This window comes from Chitinophaga sp. 180180018-3, from assembly GCF_037893185.1.
In the GTDB taxonomy this organism is placed as follows: Bacteria; Bacteroidota; Bacteroidia; order Chitinophagales; family Chitinophagaceae; genus Chitinophaga.
The window spans coordinates 1318488-1339304 of sequence record NZ_CP140772.1; the positions used below are offsets into that span (position 1 = coordinate 1318488).

A 20817-nucleotide genomic window follows, 5' to 3' on the forward strand; every position below is an offset into this window, starting at 1 on the left:
CTAAAATTTACATGGTGATTAAATAGAAATTACAAGTAAGCCTGAAAGGTAGACCACACCTGTTATTTGCGCGCAATAACTATTTTGAAAGGCATTATTTATATAGAATAATTAAATTTCCTGAACATGCAACGAAATATCCATCCGTTTTTTTGACATACCTGCATATTTCCGTTGTGCTTGGAATGCACAAGTATGTGATGCCATAAGTTCCGGGAATAATATATGTAGGATTGTCGATAGGTTGAATATATCCCACCGGCGAAATTGCGCATACAGGATCATCCGCAAAAGCAAATGCTGGAATGATGCCAGACGCCATAGCAAAAATGACAACCAATGTTCTTACTTTTTTCATCCTTACCTTATTATTACGTAGCTAGCTGCTTTTGCTTCGGTAGCGTAGGATTTTTTTGTAAAAAAATGCCAATGATTCCAAGAGCGACATATCCCAGGTTGAACCAAAAATGTTCCGGCCAGTCCATTGCCGCCATAAACCCGCCGCAACTACACGGCACCTTGAAATTCTCACGACCAAACCAAATTATGCCGACATACACCGTGAATACAGCCATCAGCGCTGTAGCACCGTAAAGACCCCATTTTCTGGTGCGCCCTACCGCCATCAGTATGCACAGTACTATTTCAAGTGAAGGAATGAACCAGGTTAAAAAGGGAGCAAACATCGTATCAAACGGCTGATTCCACATTTGCTGATACGTTTTATCGTAGTGGATCAACTTTGTAACTCCGGCATACATAAGCATAGCAATGTAGAGGAATACAATCACCTCCAGGGCAATGTCGCGTCTTTTCATGGTCAACGTAAATAAAGGTTTGCAACAATGGGCTTACGATTAGCTGGCAACATAACGTGGTCGTAAATCCAACTCAAAATTCTTTAATTTCTGCTGCGCCTGGTTGTCATTTCTTGATTGCTGTATTCATGCGCTACATATTTCGCCGCATACCCGATAGACCTTTATCTTTTCGTACCTGGCTAGGCGTTGCCTGGTAATAACGGTCAAACGCACGGGTGAAATTCGATTTTGAATTGTACCCCAGTTCATCCGCTATTTCCGCGATGGGCTTCTCACTATCCACGATAAGCAGCAAAGCCTTTTCCATCACCCGTAGCCGTAGGTAATCGACAAAGTGTATTTTAAATAGAAAATGGAACTGCCTGGAAATGGTAGAAGGTTCGATGTGATATTTCTTTGCCAAGTTATCAAGCGAGTATAGCTTGATGTTTGGCTCGTTGCTGATGGCCTGTTTTATTTCCAGTAATGTTTCCTTGTAGATAGAATAGGGCAGATCCTCCGTACTCCGGTCCTCCAGGATAGACGAATTTGCCTGCACCAGCAATTGCAGGAGCTGCGTCTTTAACTGTAATGCAACGCTGGTAGATCCATCGGATGCGACCAGGTGCTCTATCAACTGGCGAATCTCGTAGGTAAGAGGAAAGGTTACCAGCGGGATGCCTGCCTGCGGGCTTTCCCGGATATACTCCAATGCTTCGCTGAAATCTTTCAGGTCCTTTGAGAGTTCTTCCAGCAGGTGGCTGGTGAACTCCACATGAAAACTGATGAAAGGGACAGCACCTATCGTTGCCAGATTTGCCCCCGGCACCAGATAGAAAATTCCTGCCATGCCCTCTTTAAGAATGTGTATATGGTTACCACCCGCCAGTTCCCCCATAGCGTTGCCACGCAAAGTAAACTGCAACGCAATCGTCGGTTTGCTGGCGACAATATGTACCTGTTGAGAACTTGTAAAATGGAGATAGTAATAATGAAGCGTAAAGTCGCGGTGAAATAGCTTCGCTTTGGCGGCCCATCCGCCAGGATATTCCCGGTAGTCTTTGGTTAACCAGCAAGGAAGCAATTTTTTCAAGACAGCAGGCAATGGCCGGGGCTTTCCATTGTCAATGCCACCGGCAAAGGGTTGAACAATGAGCTCCATACGGAATAAGGTTTTGTTTTTCGTTTAAGCACGGGTTCAAACGCTTTACAATTTACAAAATTTAAAAGCGCAAACACCAGCCCGAAAAACTTTATGGTGGCTGCAATCCCGGTGCAGGGGAAATTGTTATGCCTGCTCTTCAAACCAATGGTCAGGCATGAAATACTTCGGGGAACATTCCAATGCCCTGGCTAATTCATTAATCATCCGCACGCTGAAAGCCTTCCCGCGTTTGTGGCTTTCAAACTGGCTGATATAGCCTTCTGATTTGTTTAATCGGAATGATAAATCTTCCTGGCTTAACTTCAATTCTTCTCTGCGTTTCTTTACTTGTCCTGTTACATACGAATCTATCGCTGAAATCTTCGGCATATTTCTTTTTGCCGCAATCAAATCCGGTATTTCTGCACAAATACATAACTATAGTATGTATTTATCTGGAAATTTCTTAAATTACTGCTGGTAAAGGGTAAAGAAACAAAAAAAAGTTTCTCTGTCCCATTTTAGTATATAATAAAATAGTGTTATGAAATCAGGTTAAAAAAATATTACTTTGCGATCTTAAAATATTTCGCATTGTCATCCTCTTATAACCTGTGTAGCTTGGCGGCACCAGGGAGTAAGTAGCGATGCCTGCGTACCATCATATGGGCGCAGGCTCGCTTGTATGCTGTATCCGGTGCCGCCAAGCTACACGGGTCGCTGCAAGATTGAGCCCTGCGCCCTCCCTATGTCGTGGATGGCCCTAGCTCCACTTAACTTTAGTTACAAGGGTTCTGGTTAGCATTTATTGAACCATTTCGGAGAAATTGACGTATATTATATGTATTCTTCCGGGCATCCCCATGCTCTTTTGAATACAATTCTCCAATTAGATATAAGTGGTTAGAAATCATCCCCGTTACGCTAGAGTTTGCAGTTAATTTCATAATTTTGTAATATGAACACCGATCCACTCCTGCAACAATTGAAGGAAGGAGATCCTGGGGCTTTGAAGAATCTCTATACCACCTATTTCAACATGCTTTATGCAAAGGCATTCAGTATTGTAGGTGATGAGTTTATCGCAAAAGACCTGGTTCAAAACTGCTTCCTGGAAGTGTATGAGAAAAAAACATACCTGCAGGTTCATACCTCTCTGCAGGCGTATCTAATGGTTAGCATTCGTCGTCAGTGTTTTCTGTTCATCAAAGAGCAACGGCGCAAAAAAGCCCAAATGAGCCGCTACATGCTAACCCTCGAACAACCTACCGACTTTATTTCCGAGAAGATTACCCAGGAAGACCGTGCCTGCAAGGGCAAGGAATTAAATAAAGCATTGGGTAAGTTATCACCGCAGGAAATGAAAGTCTTGGAAACTGTAGTGTTCCAGGGGAAAACGCATAAGGAGGCAGCGGCCATCAATGGCATGAATGCCGGCACTTTGCATACTTACATCTATCGTGCTTTTGGAAAGTTGAAAAAATATGTTTCAGCCTCATAACACTATCTCGATGAATAACGAACAACGGGCATATTACGAAGGACTAATACTGCGCAATTACTATAACGAACTTTCAGCGACGGAGCAACTAGAACTGCACGGCGCATTGCAGAATTACCCGCAGGTACGGGCAATCAATCAGAACCTTACGCATTTCCTGCAAACCAATCGGCTGCCGGAAAAACTGGAACAACAGGCTATCCTGGCCGAATTTGGAAAATTTGAAAGTCAGGTCCATGTACAAAAAACGGATCGACGCCTTTGGTTGGTAGCGGCCAGCATTATCGTGTTAGTAGGCGCTTCGCTGTTATTCTTTTTAATCCGGCACCTTCCCGGCGTAAGGAAAGATAACCTCACCCCGCTTGCCGGGGTACAGCTAAAACTAGCCAATGGCTCTACACACGTAATGAACGTTGATTTCACGATAGCAAATAACGGCTTTATGCAGGGAACGAAGGATTCCCTAACCATCATAGATCCGTCCACTGAACCGGGAATGAACGAACTTATAGTGCCTGCAACCTATGAATATAAACTTATTCTGGCCGATGGTTCTACGGTGCATATGAACGCTGATTCAAAGCTGCGCTTCTCTAATGATTTCAAAAATATTCCCGAAGTATATCTGGAAGGTGAAGCCTATTTTGAAGTAACTCCTGATGCTAAAAGGGTCTTTCTTGTTCATTATCCCGGCGGTACGGTGCGGGTATTGGGAACCAGCTTTAATATTAATACGTATCTGCCGCAGCGTCCAGTCACCGTTTTAATCTCCGGCAAAGTAGACCTTGTTGCAAAAGATTCCGTCCACGCATTGCTTTCTCCTGGGCAGGCGGGAACTTATACGGCTGGCAAATGGCAAATCCAATCAGTTGATACAGCAGAAGCGTTGGCCTGGCGCCAGGGCGTGCAATATTTTAACGACATACCCCTGGAAGAAATCGTCCCTGTTATGGAGCGTTGGTATAACGTAAAAGTAGTATTGGATGGGGATGCAGCCAACGTGAAACTGAACACCCGCTTGAACAAACACAGGCCACTCAAGGAATTTTTAGAAATGATGGCAACGACTTCCGGGCTGAAATACCAAGAGCAGGAAAACACCATCCGCATTTACCGTTGATCCACATGTATGTTTGTGACTTCCATTTACAGCGCCTTTATCAAAGGAAAAAATAAAATATTTCGGTATCTTAACCTGGCTAAAAGTTTACCTCAAATGCCCAACCTTACCATAGAGGACCTTTCAAAAGAGGCGATCTTTATTAAAAAAATAACAACAGGTGACGCTCTAAGCTGGGAAATGTTTTATGTCAGCAATCGGGATGTGTACATGCGCTGCGTTTTATGGATGGGCCATTCCTCCGCGACCAGCTATTGCATTGTACAGCGTTTCTTTGTTCATCTGCTAAGTTCAGGAATGTACAAAGCATTCACCAGTACAACCTACCAGGAATTGAAAAAAGAAGTATTTCTGGAATTGAAAAAGTACATGCGGCAGCCTGTTCCGCCAAGAAAAAAACAACTATCGACACTGATCGGTAAATAACTTTTTATTCAGGGAGTTCCTGCCGGTAAAACTGCCTTGCCTTTTCGATACGAAGGGCGCAACCCGCCTTTAAAATTTCCAAACAATACTGCTGGTTATCGGTTTCTGCTTCCAGTAACATTTTTCGGCTCACCCTGCCGGCACGAAATTGCGCCTGCCGCAAACGTAATAGTGCTTCCATAGCCTTTCCTTTCTCTACCGCTATTTGAAGTGTTTCCTCAGCTATTTGAATTTTTGCAGAAACCTCCTGCCGGGAAAGATCCAGCGCCGCCTTTGTCAACTGCTCCTGGTAGCGGGTGGCAGATAGCTGATAGTTCAAAGCTGTTACCTGCGCACGGCGTGAACCACCGTCAAAAATAGGGATCGAGAGCCCAACAGCTCCGTACCCACTAACAAAGGATGATTTGGGCAACATTCCACCACTACCCGCCGGTCCAAGCCAGTAATAAGGGCCACCGGTAAGTGCCACCTTTGGCCGCCCGGCAGCTTTCAAAAGGTCTATTTCTACTTGCAGTTCTTGCGAGCGCAAACCGGCCTGGCGAACGAGTGGATGCAGTGAAGTAGTATCCTCCTGCTTTGAAAACAATTCATTGCTCATAACCGGTTTTTCATTCCTACTGATAACGACGGTGGCGGTATCAGTACCTATCAAAAGGCATATCCTGGCTTTCAATAATCGTAGTTGTGTGGCAATTTGTTTTTGATGTACTGCATTTTCCATAAATGCAACAGCGAGTAATAAAGAATCTTCACGCTCCTGGCTACCGGCCCGGATAGCTTCTTTTGTTTCAAACAGACTTCTTTCTATTGCTCTTGCATGTTGGGAAACCACGGCCTCAGAAGCAGACGCAGTTTGATATTCCCAATACAGCTTTTCTGTGGCGAATAATACCTTATTAATTTTTGCCTCTAAATCTACCTCTGCTATCTCTTTACCCAATACCGCACCGCGTCGTTTGATATGCGTATAACCGCCACCATAAATGAGTTGTTCCACGCCAATCGAGGCAACACCGCCGTAAGGGGCGAGTAGATCTTTTAACGGCGCGCCGGTGGCGAAACCGTAAACATTACCGGATATTTTGGGAGCGGCTGAAAGCCGGGAAACTGTTACCGCTTCCGTCTTGTATTTCATCTGCTCCCTGGTTGCTTTAATACCTATATTGTTTTGCAGAGCCTTTTCCTTGCATCCCTCCAGGTTCAGCTCTTGTGCTTTGGATGGAACCACAGCCAACAGGATGAACAAGGCGGTGGCAACAGCAGGATACCAGCGGGGGCGACTAAAGCGGATGGAAGGCAATTTCACCCACATAGCAAATAACACCGGAATGACCAGTAAAGTCTGAAAAACAGAAAACAGTACGCCAAACGCGATAACAGTAGCCAATGGCCCCCACATGGATGATCCACCCGCGATCATTGTTATCAATCCCATAGACGCCACCACAGAGGTAAGCACTACAGGACGCATCCGGCGTTTGGCTGCCTCTTTTGCCGATTCCTCGACGCTATGGCCTTCTGCCATATAAAGTATCGCATATTCCAGTTTGGTAATGGCATTTCGCTGCACTACAGCAGTCAGCGCCAGTAAACCAACTGCTGCTGTAAAACCCAACGGGTACCCCGTAACATATAGTCCCAGGGCCGCACCGGGAACACTCAATACAAATGTCAATATCACCAGTGCAGCCATTGAAAAGTTTTTATACACCAGTAGCGACAACAGGTAAATAATGAACAGGCCAGCCAATATAGCCGTAACCAGTCCCGGTAGATTTTCAAGTACAGTGGCAATTTCCCCGCCGTATTGCAAAGAGTAGCCCGCCGGTAATGCCATATCTCTTATTCTTTTGTCTACTTCCTTAAACACCTTGCTGGCAGGTACTCCTTTTTGAGCTTCTGCAAGAACGGTGAGCACTCTTTCACCGTTACGGTGAGTAATGGCCGCCGTATGATTTTTCAATTGGCAGTCCACGACTTCGCTTAGGGTTGTCATACCTCCATTGATTGAACGTACGGGAACCATGCCTATTCCATCCAGAAAGCCGCCTGCTTTTTCCAGATGTACAACCAGATTGATCTTTTCGTCATTTTCATAAAATGTTCCTACGTTAATCCCATCACCCGCAGCCTGAACAATACGCCCAATGGCAGCTTTGGGCGCCTGGTAATCGCTGGTAACCGAATTTTTCGCCACTACGTCAAGGCCGGTATAATCGCGACCAAAAGAAGTGCGCACGTAATTAATTCCGTTGATATTTTTGATTCGATCACAAATTTCTGCACCGATGTGTTTGAGTTCTTGCAGGTTACTTCCTGCAATATGAATTTCAATAGGGGCTTCGGTTTGGTTGAAATTGAGTGTTCGTACCTGAATATCTACGCCGGGAATGCTTCCTTCCAGGCTATCTACATACAAGCGGGCCAGGCGCCGGGTACTCGCAACATCATCGGTGGTAATGAAAAGCTGTGCGAAATTTTCACTCGCATAATGTGGTGCATAGGTAACATGGAACCGGAATGCGGAAACGCCTAAGAATGCTGTAACATCCCGCACGCCTTCGTCCTGCCTTATTCTATCTTCCAATTGCTGCGCCACTGCGCGGGTTTGCGCCAGGCTTGCATTTACCGGTAGATTAACCAGGACATTGAATTTATTTATATCTGCATTGGGAAAGAAAACCTGCGGGGCTATTGCCAGCAGTACAATTCCTACTAGCGTAATTCCAAAAGAGGTGAACACCACTTTTTTCTTGTTGGCAAAAGACCAGTCGATCAACTTATCATATCGCTGTTGAAGGTACACACTCCACCTGTTCTTCTTTTTTTCAGGGGCCAGCGGTTTTCGCCGGTACAGCTCCCATTTACCCATATACCAGCAAAGTATGGGCGTAATGAAAACGGCTACAAAGAAAGAAGCGCCCACCGCAATTGCCACCGTAATAGGTAAAGTAACCATGAATTCCTTTGCAAGCCCCACAGTGAACATTGCCAGCGGAAAAAAGATCACCATAATACAAACTGTTGCCAGCGTCAAGGGACGGAGAAGTAAATACGCCGATTTCCATGCAGCGGCAGATATACCGTATCCCCTTGCACGAAGGTCCAGGAAATTATCTGCTACTACAATAGCATCATCTACCACAAGGCCCAGCGAAAGAATCAGCCCGGCAATTACGACCTGCTGTAGCGGTAACCCGATCATACTTATAATTGCAATGGCTATAAATACTGAAATTGGCGCGGCTATCGATGCAACGATCGCAGTACGAAAAGGAAGGCTTACTATGAGTACAAATGTTACTACCAGTAACACCACGAAAAACTCACCATTGAATTGCCGGATAGTATAATCAACATATGCTGGTTCACTTACTACCGTTTTAATAATTATATCATTGGGTAAATCGTTGCGGAGAGCGTCCAGTTGCCGGGTAAGCTGCTTGCCCACAGCTACCTCGTTGATATGACTTTTTAAAGTGACACCAAGCATGATAGCATTTCCCTGCGTACCGATAGCCATTTTTTGCTTTCCGTATCCTTTGCTAACCGATGCCACAGCCGAAAGAGGAATATTTTTACCCTGGCTGATTGGAATGGAGATATTTTTAATCGATTCTATCGTGTGCAACCTCCCGGTTACACTGAAAGGTAGGCTGTATGCTTGTTGTGTTAATGTGCCTCCTGCCAACGCCTGATGGTTGCTTGTAATGCCCTGTATGACCGTTTCTATGTCAAGCTGGTACATCTTTAATTGCTGCGGGTTCACCGTAATCCCAATTTCCTCCGGCTGTTCACCCATCTGGCGAACGCCCGCAACGCCATCCTGCTCTAACAACAGATGGCGTACAGAATCAGTAAACATCTTTATTTCCCGTGGTGAACGGGTTGGAGAAGATACTACCAATATTATCTGTGTAATTTCGGCCCAATCTGTTTGAATGGTGGCGCCGCTTACTGGCAATTGATTGAGGCCGTGCTGTAACTTGCTCCAAAACTCTGTCGGGTTGTCAACATCGGCTGTTAATTCGGCTTTTATATAGGAAACTCCCGGCGCAGATACGGACTGCGTTTTTTCCCGGTTGATTTGCTTAAACGTAAATAGGTAATCTTCAATCCGGTTGGTTACTTCCTTTTCTACTTCCTGTTCCGTACCTGGGGGATAGGTAGTAACAATGCTCCCTTGCAATACCCGGATATTCGGGTCTGCCTGCCGGTCCATCACAAAAAACTGGTAGATACCATACGCTACGACAAGCGAAAAAATGCTGATGACGATGCCGCGTTGACGTATTGCCCACAATGGAATGTTATTCTGTATGCGCATACTCAATATGGGTTAAGTATAGGAATGATAGGCTTGTTGTCCAGGTTATCCGCACCGGCTACCACAACGCTGTCACCTGCGGCGAGGCCCTGAATAATAAGGGCGTCTTTTTGGCCGCTGCCACCTTTTACCTCAATAAACGTTTTCTTGCAGGTGTTTTTACGAATAGCAAAAACAAACGGGCGTCCACTGTCGTCTATTCGCACGGCGGCTTGGGATACAGTAAGTCCCGACGTAAATTGTCCGGGAAAACTAACCGAAACGGCGGTAGCGGGTGGCAATGCAGTTTGCGGTATATCCATATGGATCTTTATGCGGAATTGTTTATCGATAGGGTCCGGAACGGGGTTAATGAAGGCGATCTTTCCCGCTAGTCGGGTACTGTCACCAGCCGCGATAATTTCGCACACCATGCCTTCCTTTAGTTGCCGCCGCAACCCGCTGGGCACCATGCAAACTATTTTTGGAGCAGCTTTTTTCAGGAACATAAAGGCCCTTGCACCTGGTTGTACAAGCGAGCCTATATCTACATAACGGGCAATGATAATACCGTCTGCAGGCGCCAACAAATTACATTGTTCCTGTTGCACCGTTGCCAATTTTTCAGATGCAAGTGCCGATTCCAGTTGGTGGAAGTCTTCCAGGTATTTTGCACGGGCGATGCTGCCCGTACTATCTAACTGCCGGGAGGCTGCAAAACGGTCTTTCGTTGCATCCGTTGCTTTCACAGCAATTGCCTTGGTGGCCGCAGACACGGATTGTTCCAATTCCGCCAGGCGTTGTCCACGTTTCACCAAAGCACCTTCATCTACATACAAATGTTGAATTCTACCTGGTACCGTAAATCCAAGCTCGGTGGTAAAAGGTGATTCTACTTCACCGGGTAAGGTTATTGTAGCGGCTGCGCTTTGCTGCCTAACTACGGCAACACTAACGCGGTCACCGGTAACTTTGGCAGCCTGTTCTGTTGTGGCCTTGCAGGCAGGCAAAAGAAATGCAGACAGAGCATAGCAGGAACAGATAATTAGATGAAAGCGTTTAAACATGCTTTTGGAATTTACAACATGGGTTATTGGGATCGTGGGGCCAACTATTAACGCCCCGGTATTAAGTACAATGGGGTAGAACTATTTGGGTATAAGCTGATATTTAATTCTTACAAATTATCCAACAAAATAGCAATGCTGTTAAAATAGCAGCAATCAGTATAATGATTAATAAAAATTTACGGTCCTTGCGTCTATTCTTTACTGTAGAAATTACTTCCTGCCAGCCATCAGCGCGGGACTTAGGGGTGAAGTATCCCTTTGACATGTTGCGTTGCATCCGTTCCAACTGTTCCGCCCACAAGGCAGCAACCTCCGTATCCGAAGAAATCAATTCATCTACTATGGCTTCGTCTTTTTCACTGATAACACCCGCTGCCTTTTGCATAAGCAGATCCAGTACTACTTCTCTAGTAAGTTTCATTGGAGGGTACCTGCGTTTTGATACAGCTAATCGCTTTTTGGATATATTGTTTTACGGAATGCACATTCATATGAAGCGTAGCGGCGATCTGTTTGTACTTGAAATGGTTAAAATAGGCCTCGGTGACACTTCTTAATTTTTGCGGCATGTGCAGTACAATTTCATCCATCTTTTCAAACACCTGGTCTGAAAAATGGGGTAACTCCTGTTGCCGGTGATATGCCGTGTATTCTAGCAGGTTATCGGTTTCGGTTTTCTTTTGGCGAAGAAAGTTTATCGCCCGTTGGCGGCACATCATTTTTAATAAATGTACTAAAGATGTTGAATTTTCATAATACTTTTTTGTAAAAAGAGCAATAAAAACCGTCTGCACAATGTCGGCAACGTCATCTCTATCGTCAACGAGTGCATTTACGCACTGGAAGCAATAAATATAGTACTTATCGTATATGTCTTTGAACACAGCATCCAGATCTTCACCTTTTTGAAGCCGGGCTAAAAGTTCGTTTTCTTTGGAGAACACGGGATTCAGGATTGGTTGACCAACGGAAATATACCATTAATTTTACATTGTTAACGAAAAAACTGCCGCCCGGTGTACCAACTTTTATGCCTTTGCCCCACTATAGGGAAAACGGTTAAATGAAATTTGTGCTTTTTTCCTGTATGTTGCTGCTCGCAACGGCGAGCTTCGGCCAATCCACTGCTGTAAAATTATCCGGTCACATTGAAGGGCTGGCAGATTCGGATTCAGTAGAACTATTGCTATGGACATACCTGCCCGAAATAAGCCAGGCTGTCAACCTCCCTCATGTACGCCAGGCAGTTCCTGCTAAAACCGGTGCCTTCCGGTTTACTGTTCCCGGTTTTTCTAAACCCCGTTATTTTACGCTGAATATTCTTACCCCCGAAAAGAAAACAGTCCTGCTGAATTATTATTTATTAACGCCCGGCAGTAACATTGACCTCTATTTTGCATCGAAAAGCGCCGCCTTTCGGCGCGAAGATTATCCCACCTACATGCAACAATTACCCTACGCGCTTACTGCAAAAGGAAACGGTGCCGCCGTTATAGCCGCCCAGTGGCAACTGGAAAAGCAAACCGGTAGCATGCTGTTGTCCAATAATGCAGCCGAAGTTCCTTCCATCTTCAACCCTGCCTATACAACATCCCTTTCTGAGCTTGGAAATTTTGAAAAAAAACTGCAAATGCTCGATTCCTTAAAACACCTGTCACTGGAAAATTTGCGTTCGCTAAAGAACACTACCACAAACGAAGTTTTTAAAATCACTAGTCTGAATGTCATTACTCATTTTGATTATTCAAAATTGCGGGAATATGTTACCAAAGCATGGCTTTTACGCTTGCAACAAAGGGATACACTACTTCCGGCGCTTCAAGGCATATACCGGCGCATGATCCAGACGGATACTATCACCGGTACGCTAACAGAGTATTTCCCATTTTCGCCACTATGGCAGAGTTATACGGTTGAACGAACCTATCAGAATGAAAAGCTAAGAAACCCTTCCTTTAAAATAGACAGTTTAACGGTTTTACTGCAACGCGTTCAAGACAAAGACCTACAGGAATACCTTACAACCAATCACCTTGTAACCATGTATGGTACTGGTGGATTCAAAAGGTTGGATTCGGTAGCGCTTACGTTTATGGATCGCCTGCAAAATCCTTTCCTCAAAGAAATTCTGCATCCTTACGTGCAGCTTTCCAAAGGATCATCCGCCTTTGTGTTTTCCTTACCGGATAGTTCCAATACTTACCATAAGCTGGACGACTACCGCGGAAAAGTGGTTTTCATTGATTTTTGGTACACCGGCTGCGGCGCCTGTATATCCTACTATAAAAACACGTTAAAGGAGATCGAAGCCCAATACGCCGGTAATGAGCATATTGTTTTTTTTACTGTCAGTATTGATCGCCAGGCGGCGCTTTGGAAGAAATCCCTGCAAACCGGCAATTTTACCGGCGAACATGCCATTAACCTGATTACAGAGCAAAAGGGTACAGAACATCCTATCATCAATTATTACAAAATCCAAGGGTATCCGGCCCCACTGCTGATCGATAAAAGAGGAAAGATATTTGCCAAAGGCCAGGAACTCCGTACCAAAGAAGGGCTTACAGCGAGTATCGATGCAGCATTGCAGCAGTGAGCAAGGTAAATACTACTTAATAGGTATTTTCAATTTTAGGGAAAATCTGTACTTTTAAAAAAACGCCCCAATGAAATTTACCTATACCTTATTTCCTTGCATGCTTGCCATGCTGCTATTCACACATTCAGGCAATGCGCAATCGTCTTTTTGGACAGCTCTATCCAGTAATGCAAATGTTTATAAAACAAATACTAAACTGGAAGTAAAAAAAGTGTATAAAATACAAACGAGAGAAAACGTATCAGATACAACTGTTTACACCATTGATCCCAATCCGAACGGCGGGGTGAAAAACTTTCTTCGATATGTGCTGATTGATCATGACGAAGACATTATCAGGATATTGCCACAAGTCAAAGACACTATTATTGAAGGCGAAAAGCACATTATTTACCGGCGGGATAACCAGCAACAAACGGACGATCCCGCTGATTTTTATTACAAAATCGTGGATGAAGAAACTACGCCAGCAAAGAAGTATTTGGCAAGTGAAAGGTTAATGGCAATACCTGTTACAATTCCCTTTAAAGTGCGCTTTGGCGTCTATGAAGGTGATGATAATCCGACTTTCGATGCTAACATTTCTTATGCCTTCGGTTATAGAGTACGGGTAAATAACAATCCTTATAAAAAACGATATATCAGATACCTTTTATCCTTTGGTATCAGCTCCCAAAAGTACATGCCCAAAGATTCAGTGGATTCTAAAACCTTTGAACCTTCAAATAAAGTGGCATTGACAGATGCACTCGGCGTCACCTACGAATTCGCAGATAAACTCAACTTTGGTGTATTCATCGGCCAGGACTGGATGTTTGGGGCCAATAAAAACTGGTACTACCAGGGTAAACCCTGGATCGGCATAGGCATTGGTTTCAAATTTGAATGAGTACCTCATTACCGGCCATCCGCCCGCTGCGTTATTGCCGCAGTTAAAATAGGTAACTTACTGTAAGACTTTGAAAATCACTTTGGCATATAAATGGGCTGCTTCTTTAAGCGCCCTTTTTGCTTTCTACTACATCAAAACCCCATCAGGATAAGATGGTAAGTTCGGAACAGTTTATATGTTTCCATTGCGCTCCTAAGTAGGAGTGCTTATACTGTTATGAATATATGTATATAATTGGTAACTAGATAATTATAATAAATCTGTTGTATATTTCTGATACCGAAAATGAACTAAATACGTTATATTAGCTCACCACCTTAGTAAACAGGGGAAAAGTTTTAACCAGTCTTTGTTTGTTTGTTTAGCCTAAAAACGGAATATTCCATGATAATGAACGAGTTATCTAATGTAGAAAAATGGCTTACGACGATAGTTCCCGACCAGCTAATTTCCCTGCCCGCCAATCAGCAAAGGCTGAAAGATGAATTGGCCTGGCTTGGAGCGGAGAGTTACCGCATTAAGGGGGATTTTCAGTGGCGTTTTCATGATTATAAGATCCGGCATGCTCAGGATTATATCCGTAAAAACCAAATGAGCGTACTGCGACTACTTGACCAAATAGAAGATTTTTTACAGTTAACCGAAACCACCATCGGGCCGGAATTGATGGCTTTCTACCAGGACGTGTACCTGCATCTGGAAAAGATCCTGCTGCATCTTACCCGTTATTACAACAAAGCCATTGACGATGCGCTCCCTATGCCGGCACGTTACGCCCAACACGAAAAGGCAAAGCTCTTACCTGATTTTGAGCAGTTGCTTCAACTCTATGAACATGCCGGTATTCAAAAGCAACTACTCGACGTTGCTTTCCGGCCCCTGAAAGCCTTTTTTCATCAGCATTCTTTAGTATTCACCTTCCGGCAATGGAATTACTTTAAAATATTTATAGCTGAACTGCTGCCCCTGCTGGATATTGCTTCCCGTTTTCCGGGAACAGCCAGCGGGAACCCCAAGCCTTTAAACGGACATTCCCTAACAACCGGCGAACACTTGAATGGTCACGACTTGCCTGAAATGGACGATCTTAACTGGCAATTGCACTACAAATTGCACTTTCTGAACTTCAATAACCTGGAATACCGCAACTTTTGCACCCGGCAACTGCATGCCAAACTAGAGGTAATGCCTTCACTCACCCAAAGGGTGGAACGGGTCAACTGGTACATTAGTACCGAACGCCGACAGCATACCAAGCCAGGTGTTGCCCTGGAACCCGGACTTCCAGTTATCAGCGAACAAATTTTACGGGTGATTGAAGAAGAATATAAGTACCTGCTGGAACAAGAAAGTTTATTGGGTGCCAAACCCTCACGCCCCTACGAAAATGAATATACCAAACTGAAATTGAAATTATCCTCCCTGGAACTCGCACAATTCGCTGCTGCCTGCGAGGAAGCTGGTATGCTCGAAGGAAAAAAAGTAGATATAATCAGTTACCTGGCGCGCAATTTCATTTCAGAAAATGGGGAGGAACTGAATGAAGCCTCCTTGCGTACACAGTACTATACATCCCGTACTAACCCGGCAGCCTACCAGCACATCATTGACTGGATGCAAAAAATACAGGACATATTAAGCTCTAAGATCAACAAAACTGCTTTAACGTTATTTTGGGTAATTACTGGTAATTGCCTGTGGTGGTAATCAACGGGTAACATTGCATAGGACTTTCTTTTGCGGTTATAAAGCAAACATAACCCATAAAAAGAAAAGCTATGCAAATGACCCATCCTATTTGGAATGCCCTCCAAGTAAATCTTAACCATGAACAGACCACCGAACAGGCAACCATCAACCGCATTAACCGCTGCCTCTACCTGGTACAAAACGCCCTCACTGAATTAAAAAACCTGGTCTTAGCCACAGGCTTCAAAGACCCTGCCGAAGAAATCGAGTTTTTCAAAGAGGACCTTCCCCGGTTTTATGCGCTATTCCTCCATTTTACCCGCATCCACCAGCTTGAAACCCGCATGCCGCCAGGGAAAGAAAACCAGTTGAAATTTCTGGAAAAAGAAATGAAACGACTGTCCTTTTATTTTGAGCAGCATGCTGATTGGGTACTTTATTACCGTAGCGGCGCCACCCACCAGGACGAGCGGTATTTTCTTCGCCAAACCAGCAACGGGCTGCCCACCGTATTTTGCCCGGTAGTACTCGATCTTCGTTTTACCACTTACGGTAGCTATCCCTTTTCAAAAATCCAGTCGCTGGAACTTACCCATGCGTATATCGATCAAAAGATCGCAGTGCTGCGCCATTTCCCGGTACGCACCGATGCCACCAAGCCCAAAGCCTTGCTGCGCTGGACAGGTTCTAAGTCCGACCTGATCGAGCTGCTGTATGCACTCCACTCTTCCCGGTTGTTCAACAATGATGAATTCCTTGATGTGCGCCAGATTGCCACCTGGCTTGAAACTACACTGAACATAGACCTGGGCAACTACTACCGCGTTTTCCAGGGTATCCGTATCCGTAAGAAAAACCGTACACAGTTTCTTGATACGCTTAAAGAAAACCTGATACGGCGAATGGACGATGCCGATGAAAACCCGCGTAACTAAATCTTACACCTAACAGTTCTGGTGTAAGAAACCCCCTCTCCGGCACCCCCATATTTGTGATGTAATCAGACAAAACATTGTTACATCAAATATGATCGTTATGCTGGAAAATATTTCATGGTCCCAATTCATACTTTTTACAGGAGCTGCCCTAGCCGTTTATTATGTATTGCTCGTTGTAGTGTTTGGCAAGAAAGCGGGGAAGGGCAATTCATCGGCCGGGCAGCTTCCTGTTCTATCGACCCGCAAACGTGTATGGCAACCACTCGACAATCCTGAACCCGCTGCCGAACCCTTACCGGTAGAGCAACCCACCGTCCAAACAAAGCAGGTCATTTCCGCAGAGGATGAACTCTTTGACCTGTTGGAACAATTGGCCGATGAAATTCAGGATAAGGTGAGCCAGGCCAACCGCAACGACTGGCACGCACTGCGACCGCAGTTACAACAATTGGTAGCCAGTTATCCTGCGTTACACGGGGAACCGTATCGCAAAGCCATTATCACCCACACAGAAAAGTGTGTCAAAGACTATCTCGACATGGAATTGCCTGCCGATACCCTCACGGCTGTATGGCAGCAAGACTGATACCGCTAGATCCCCATTGAAATTCTGAAAATTAAAAATAGTGTAGAATGAAAAGTGATGTTGGAAAATTTTTGAGAAGGAAAAACTTCTCCAGGGAGAATATTGCCCTAACTGTTCTGGTGATGGCTCTTTTAGTGAATTGTGCTGATGTGTATGCACAAGCCGGTGGAAACGGAAACGCGGGGATCACCGCCGCTGAAACACAGGTAAAAGGGTATTTCAGCACCGCCGTCAATTTGGTGTATGCGATAGGCGCTATTGTTGGCCTGGTGGGGGCCGTCAAAGTGTTCAACAAATGGAATTCCGGCGACCAGGATACCGGAAAAGTAGCGAGTGCCTGGTTCGGGTCCTGCATTTTCCTGGTTGTGGTAGCAACGGTGCTGAAAGGATTTTTTGGCGTGTAACCGCCACCGTTACTATCACCGATCGTAAAATGTGCGTATGCAAAACGAACGAACAATTCCGGTAGTGCATATTGAGCAAGGAAGTTTTAAAGCAACGTTTGCCGTTGATATACCAAACAACCAGATAAAAAATGTAGCGCCTCCTTTTAACACCATAGCGTTTACGCAAATGGACTATGCAATGAATTATGAGGACTATATTTTTTTGATCGACAAACAAACCGGTGAGCAATTTCATCCGCCAAAAGGCAGTCATTGTCTGCCAGATCAGGTGATCGCTGTAAAAATTCCAAATGAGCGTGTACTCGATCCCGAAGGTATGAAGCTCCATCACAACAGTTGGCCGGATTGGTTAAGCGAATATCAACAACGCGGCGAGCATAAAGCTGTAATTGTTCCGGTAGCTAAATTAGGTTATAAGCGTTTCAAACCGCGAAACATCCGGCTACCGACAAAGAATACTGGTAACGTGAAAAAGAAAACGTGATGACGGGAGTGTTTACCATCAACAAAGGCATCAACAAAGCATTAGAATTCAAGGGCATCAAGGCGCAGTACCTTGCCTACCTCCTGATTGGGTTAATCAGCTTGTTGATTGTTTTTGCGGTGTGCTATATGGCAGGAGTGCCGACGTATGTGTTAATTCCGGGTGTGTTGCTGTTGGGTATTGTGCTTTTCTCATGGGTATCCCGGTTTTCACATAAATACGGCCAGCATGGGCTGATGAAGCTAGCTGGCTACCGCCAGGTTACTCCTGCCATTACATGCCGAACTAGAAAAATGTTCTTTGAAATACTGAAAAATAGGAAGTGATGATTGTAGTTGTAGCGTGTGCGTTAGTGGCGCTTGCCGCCCTTATTTTGCATTTAAAAGAAGAGAAATCAAAAACGCTGGCACTTGAAAAAGTGCTGCCGGTATATAAAGTGGAAAGTGACCTTATACTTTCCAAACATGGTGATGTAACCTGTGCCTATAAACTTGACCTGCCGGAGATCTTCACCCTCTCCAATTCCGAGTATGATACCATTCACCAGATTTGGTTAAAAGCGATGAAGGTACTTCCGGCAGGCACTATTATTCATAAACAAGATTGGTTTTGCAAGCAGGCATACCAACCACCCCAGGATCAGCCTTCCCAAACTTTTCTGGCGCAAAAAAGCAATGCGTATTTCACGGGAAGGCCCTTCCTGGCTCATTCCTGCTACCTGATGCTAACCCGCAAAGCCGCCAACCGCAAGCCGGCCAGCTCCGTGTTTTCCAACCTACTGCGCCCTTTGCTGCATGCGCAACCTGCGAACCTCAAAGCACTGGGCGATTTTGTAGATAAGGCAGGCCAATTTCAAAAGTTACTTTCGGAAGGCGGCTTTATAAAAGTCGAACGCATGAAAGATGATGCACTCGCGGGTACAGAAGCTAGTCCTGGTTTACTGGAAAGGTATTGCTTTTTGCTTTCTGAAACCGAAGAACCCATGATCCGTGATATTGGTTTTAAACCTGAATGGAAAATCGGTGACCGCTATTGTAATATGTATGCGTTGAGCGACGTGGAAGACATGCCTGCCGTGTGCGGCAGCAAAATGGTGTATGATAAGTATTCAACCGACAAGACACGCTTTCCTATTGGATTTGCGGCACCCATCGGCCAGTTGCTTACCTGCGACCATATATACAACCAGGTAATCATTATCGAGGATACGCAAAAAACGATAAAATTGCTGGAGAGCAAAAGACGCCGCCTGCAATCATTAGCCGCTTACAGCCGGGAAAATACCTACAGCATGGAAGCCACCAATGCCTTTCTCAATGAAGCAGTCAGCGAACAACGCCAGCCAGTAAAAGCGCATTTTAATTTAATTGTTTGGACAGAGGACAGGGAACAGTTGGGCGAGCTGCGTAACCAGGTATCTGCTGCCATCGCACAGATGGATGGTACACCCAGGCAGGAAGTTCATGGAGCCCCACAGGTTTTTTGGGCTTGCCTGCCGGGCAACGCAGCAGACTGCCCCGTGAATGATACCTTCGATACGTTTGCCGAGCAGGCCATTTGCTTCCTGAATATGGAAACTGCTTACCGTTCTGCTTCCCCCCAAGACGGCATCCGTTTTTCAGACAGGCTTTCCGGTCGTCCCGTATTTGTAGACCTATACAACGGGCCGCGTAAAGCCGGGATCACCAGCAACATGGGAACGCTTGTATGTGGTACCAGCGGAGGCGGTAAAAGCATGACGGTAAACCACATTCTTCGTACCCTGTTCGACCAGGGCGCACATTGCGTAACCGTGGACATTGGCGGAAGCTATAAGGGTTTGTGTGAACTTTTGAAGGGCTATTATTTTACTTACGAAGAAAGCAACCCGATAAAGTTCAACCCCTTTTATCTTTCCGAGGGAGCTACCCTGGACACCGAGAAAAAAGAAAGCCTTAAAAGCCTGCTGGTAGCGCTTTGGAAACAGGACAATGAAAACTTTAACCGCAGTGAATATGTAGCGTTGTCCAATGCCTTGCAAGGCTATTACCTGCACCTTGAAAAGTTCCCTGAAATATTCCCCTGCTTTAACAGCTTTTATGAATACCTGGAAACCATTTACACCCAGGAGCTGAAAGCCTTCAATGTTAAGGACCGCGATTTTGACGTCAACAATTTCCTGTATGTTCTGCGGCCATTTTACAAGGGTGGGGAATTTGACTACCTATTGAATGCCACAGAAAAGCTCGATGCGTTCAACCAGCCCTTCGTTGTATTTGAGCTGGACAATGTGAAAGATCATCCTATACTTTTCCCGGTCATTACATTAATAATCATGGAATTGTTTATTAGTAAAATGCGTAAACTAAAAGGTGTACGCAAGGTGCTAACCATCGATGAAGCCTGGAAAGCCATCGCCAAATCAGGTATGGCAGAGTTCTTAAAATATGCGTTTAAAACCATCCGTAAGTTTAACGGTGTTCCAATTGTGATTACGCAAGAATTAGATGACTTGATAAGTTCACCCATTATCAAAGACGCCATCATCAACAACGCCGACATTAAAATCTTGATGGACATGCGCAAGTTTGTAAACAAATTTGACAAGCTGCAAGACGTACTGGGCATGAGTGAAAAAGGAAAAAACATTCTACTGTCCGTTAATAAAGATAACCGGGAAATATTTATCGACATTGGCGGGCAAATTATGAAAGTGTATAAAAATGAATTGTGTCCGGAAGAATATTTCTCCTATACGACCGAAGGCAGGGAACGTGTTATGGTACTGGATTATGCGGAACGGATGGGTAGCATGGAAGCGGGCATTGAACAATTGATAAAAGACAGGAAAAGCGCGTAAAAAATCGGGCGATTTT

General features: G+C 44.9%; 20 protein-coding genes. 12 read left to right on the plus strand and 8 right to left on the minus strand.

Translation table 11 applies throughout. From position 1 onward, the window contains the following. Positions 1 to 94: 94 nt before the first annotated feature. From UNH61_RS05310 to UNH61_RS05325, 4 genes are all read right to left on the minus strand, one after another. Entirely contained in the window at positions 95 to 358 is a 264-nt protein-coding gene (locus UNH61_RS05310) for a hypothetical protein (protein ID WP_326991088.1), read from the minus strand. 13 nt (positions 359 to 371) lie between these two features. Then, positions 372 to 818 carry a MauE/DoxX family redox-associated membrane protein gene (locus UNH61_RS05315; protein WP_326991089.1) on the minus strand — a complete coding sequence of 149 codons (447 nt, stop codon included), beginning with the start codon at positions 816 to 818 and terminating at the stop codon, positions 372 to 374. Between the two features lie 133 nt (positions 819 to 951). Beyond that, positions 952 to 1962, minus strand: a complete 1011-nt coding sequence (locus UNH61_RS05320) for a helix-turn-helix transcriptional regulator (protein ID WP_326991090.1) — start codon at positions 1960 to 1962, stop codon at positions 952 to 954. Between the two features lie 126 nt (positions 1963 to 2088). Continuing rightward, positions 2089 to 2334 (minus strand): helix-turn-helix transcriptional regulator, encoded by a 246-nt coding sequence (locus tag UNH61_RS05325; RefSeq protein ID WP_326991091.1) that lies wholly within the window; start codon positions 2332 to 2334, stop codon positions 2089 to 2091. Positions 2335 to 2902: 568 nt separating this feature from the next. On the opposite strand from UNH61_RS05325, the gene UNH61_RS05330 reads away from it, so the two are divergent. The 3 genes from UNH61_RS05330 (at position 2903) to UNH61_RS05340 (ending at position 4991) form a co-directional block, all read left to right on the plus strand. Then, entirely contained in the window at positions 2903 to 3445 is a 543-nt protein-coding gene (locus UNH61_RS05330) for an RNA polymerase sigma factor (protein ID WP_326991092.1), read from the plus strand. 10 nt (positions 3446 to 3455) lie between these two features. After that, complete coding sequence (locus UNH61_RS05335; RefSeq protein WP_326991093.1) at positions 3456 to 4565, plus strand: FecR domain-containing protein; 1110 nt, start codon at positions 3456 to 3458, stop codon at positions 4563 to 4565. A gap of 96 nt (positions 4566 to 4661) precedes the next feature. Then, positions 4662 to 4991 (plus strand): hypothetical protein, encoded by a 330-nt coding sequence (locus tag UNH61_RS05340; protein WP_326991094.1) that lies wholly within the window; start codon positions 4662 to 4664, stop codon positions 4989 to 4991. Between the two features lie 4 nt (positions 4992 to 4995). Here the strand turns inward: UNH61_RS05340 and UNH61_RS05345 are convergent, their stop codons facing one another. The 4 genes from UNH61_RS05345 to UNH61_RS05360 form a co-directional block, all read right to left on the minus strand. Then, positions 4996 to 9318 (minus strand): efflux RND transporter permease subunit, encoded by a 4323-nt coding sequence (locus UNH61_RS05345; protein ID WP_326991095.1) that lies wholly within the window; start codon positions 9316 to 9318, stop codon positions 4996 to 4998. A gap of 2 nt (positions 9319 to 9320) precedes the next feature. Next, complete coding sequence (locus tag UNH61_RS05350; RefSeq protein WP_326991096.1) at positions 9321 to 10364, minus strand: efflux RND transporter periplasmic adaptor subunit; 1044 nt, start codon at positions 10362 to 10364, stop codon at positions 9321 to 9323. Positions 10365 to 10467: 103 nt separating this feature from the next. Next, positions 10468 to 10788: a hypothetical protein gene (locus tag UNH61_RS05355; RefSeq protein WP_326991097.1), complete on the minus strand. Its 321-nt coding sequence runs from the start codon at positions 10786 to 10788 to the stop codon at positions 10468 to 10470. Further along, entirely contained in the window at positions 10775 to 11311 is a 537-nt protein-coding gene (locus UNH61_RS05360; RefSeq protein WP_326991098.1) for a sigma-70 family RNA polymerase sigma factor, read from the minus strand. Before UNH61_RS05360 ends, UNH61_RS05355 begins: the two co-directional genes overlap by 14 nt. A 119-nt stretch (positions 11312 to 11430) precedes the next feature. On the opposite strand from UNH61_RS05360, the gene UNH61_RS05365 reads away from it, so the two are divergent. The 9 genes from UNH61_RS05365 (at position 11431) to UNH61_RS05405 (ending at position 20801) form a co-directional block, all read left to right on the plus strand. Next, complete coding sequence (locus tag UNH61_RS05365; RefSeq protein ID WP_326991099.1) at positions 11431 to 12963, plus strand: TlpA disulfide reductase family protein; 1533 nt, start codon at positions 11431 to 11433, stop codon at positions 12961 to 12963. A 70-nt stretch (positions 12964 to 13033) separates the two neighbouring features. Further along, positions 13034 to 13855 carry a hypothetical protein gene (locus UNH61_RS05370; protein WP_326991100.1) on the plus strand — a complete coding sequence of 274 codons (822 nt, stop codon included), beginning with the start codon at positions 13034 to 13036 and terminating at the stop codon, positions 13853 to 13855. Positions 13856 to 14248: 393 nt separating this feature from the next. Further along, positions 14249 to 15565, plus strand: coding sequence for a hypothetical protein (locus UNH61_RS05375; RefSeq protein WP_326991101.1), 1317 nt, complete (start codon positions 14249 to 14251; stop codon positions 15563 to 15565). Positions 15566 to 15642: 77 nt separating this feature from the next. Then, entirely contained in the window at positions 15643 to 16482 is an 840-nt protein-coding gene (locus UNH61_RS05380) for an RteC domain-containing protein (protein ID WP_326991102.1), read from the plus strand. A 91-nt stretch (positions 16483 to 16573) separates the two neighbouring features. Next, positions 16574 to 17071, plus strand: coding sequence for a hypothetical protein (locus UNH61_RS05385; RefSeq protein ID WP_339070726.1), 498 nt, complete (start codon positions 16574 to 16576; stop codon positions 17069 to 17071). Positions 17072 to 17193: 122 nt separating this feature from the next. Beyond that, entirely contained in the window at positions 17194 to 17475 is a 282-nt protein-coding gene (locus UNH61_RS05390) for a DUF4134 domain-containing protein (RefSeq protein ID WP_326996160.1), read from the plus strand. A gap of 37 nt (positions 17476 to 17512) precedes the next feature. Then, on the plus strand, positions 17513 to 17962 hold the full coding sequence (locus UNH61_RS05395) for a hypothetical protein (RefSeq protein WP_326991104.1): 450 nt from the start codon (positions 17513 to 17515) through the stop codon (positions 17960 to 17962). Next, positions 17962 to 18288, plus strand: coding sequence for a DUF4133 domain-containing protein (locus tag UNH61_RS05400; protein ID WP_326991105.1), 327 nt, complete (start codon positions 17962 to 17964; stop codon positions 18286 to 18288). The genes UNH61_RS05395 and UNH61_RS05400 overlap by 1 nt, the downstream gene beginning before the upstream one ends. After that, entirely contained in the window at positions 18288 to 20801 is a 2514-nt protein-coding gene (locus UNH61_RS05405) for a TraG family conjugative transposon ATPase (RefSeq protein ID WP_326991106.1), read from the plus strand. The genes UNH61_RS05400 and UNH61_RS05405 overlap by 1 nt, the downstream gene beginning before the upstream one ends. The last annotated feature ends 16 nt before the right edge of the window (positions 20802 to 20817 follow it).

Bases quoted from the DNA above. Each gene is read 5' to 3' on its own strand.
- UNH61_RS05330 (WP_326991092.1), top strand. From the start codon at position 2,903: ATGAACACCGATCCACTCCTGCAACAATTGAAGGAAGGAGATCCTGGG.
- UNH61_RS05375 (WP_326991101.1), top strand. From the start codon at position 14,249: ATGAACGAGTTATCTAATGTAGAAAAATGGCTTACGACGATAGTTCCC.
- UNH61_RS05335 (WP_326991093.1), top strand. From the start codon at position 3,456: ATGAATAACGAACAACGGGCATATTACGAAGGACTAATACTGCGCAAT.
- UNH61_RS05365 (WP_326991099.1), top strand. From the start codon at position 11,431: ATGAAATTTGTGCTTTTTTCCTGTATGTTGCTGCTCGCAACGGCGAGC.
- UNH61_RS05355 (WP_326991097.1), bottom strand. From the start codon at position 10,788: ATGAAACTTACTAGAGAAGTAGTACTGGATCTGCTTATGCAAAAGGCA.
- UNH61_RS05370 (WP_326991100.1), top strand. From the start codon at position 13,034: ATGAAATTTACCTATACCTTATTTCCTTGCATGCTTGCCATGCTGCTA.
- UNH61_RS05315 (WP_326991089.1), bottom strand. From the start codon at position 818: ATGAAAAGACGCGACATTGCCCTGGAGGTGATTGTATTCCTCTACATT.
- UNH61_RS05390 (WP_326996160.1), top strand. From the start codon at position 17,194: ATGGCTCTTTTAGTGAATTGTGCTGATGTGTATGCACAAGCCGGTGGA.
- UNH61_RS05405 (WP_326991106.1), top strand. From the start codon at position 18,288: ATGATTGTAGTTGTAGCGTGTGCGTTAGTGGCGCTTGCCGCCCTTATT.
- UNH61_RS05350 (WP_326991096.1), bottom strand. From the start codon at position 10,364: ATGTTTAAACGCTTTCATCTAATTATCTGTTCCTGCTATGCTCTGTCT.
- UNH61_RS05325 (WP_326991091.1), bottom strand. From the start codon at position 2,334: ATGCCGAAGATTTCAGCGATAGATTCGTATGTAACAGGACAAGTAAAG.
- UNH61_RS05395 (WP_326991104.1), top strand. From the start codon at position 17,513: ATGCAAAACGAACGAACAATTCCGGTAGTGCATATTGAGCAAGGAAGT.
- UNH61_RS05310 (WP_326991088.1), bottom strand. From the start codon at position 358: ATGAAAAAAGTAAGAACATTGGTTGTCATTTTTGCTATGGCGTCTGGC.
- UNH61_RS05400 (WP_326991105.1), top strand. From the start codon at position 17,962: ATGACGGGAGTGTTTACCATCAACAAAGGCATCAACAAAGCATTAGAA.
- UNH61_RS05380 (WP_326991102.1), top strand. From the start codon at position 15,643: ATGACCCATCCTATTTGGAATGCCCTCCAAGTAAATCTTAACCATGAA.
- UNH61_RS05345 (WP_326991095.1), bottom strand. From the start codon at position 9,318: ATGCGCATACAGAATAACATTCCATTGTGGGCAATACGTCAACGCGGC.
- UNH61_RS05340 (WP_326991094.1), top strand. From the start codon at position 4,662: ATGCCCAACCTTACCATAGAGGACCTTTCAAAAGAGGCGATCTTTATT.
- UNH61_RS05320 (WP_326991090.1), bottom strand. From the start codon at position 1,962: ATGGAGCTCATTGTTCAACCCTTTGCCGGTGGCATTGACAATGGAAAG.
- UNH61_RS05385 (WP_339070726.1), top strand. From the start codon at position 16,574: ATGATCGTTATGCTGGAAAATATTTCATGGTCCCAATTCATACTTTTT.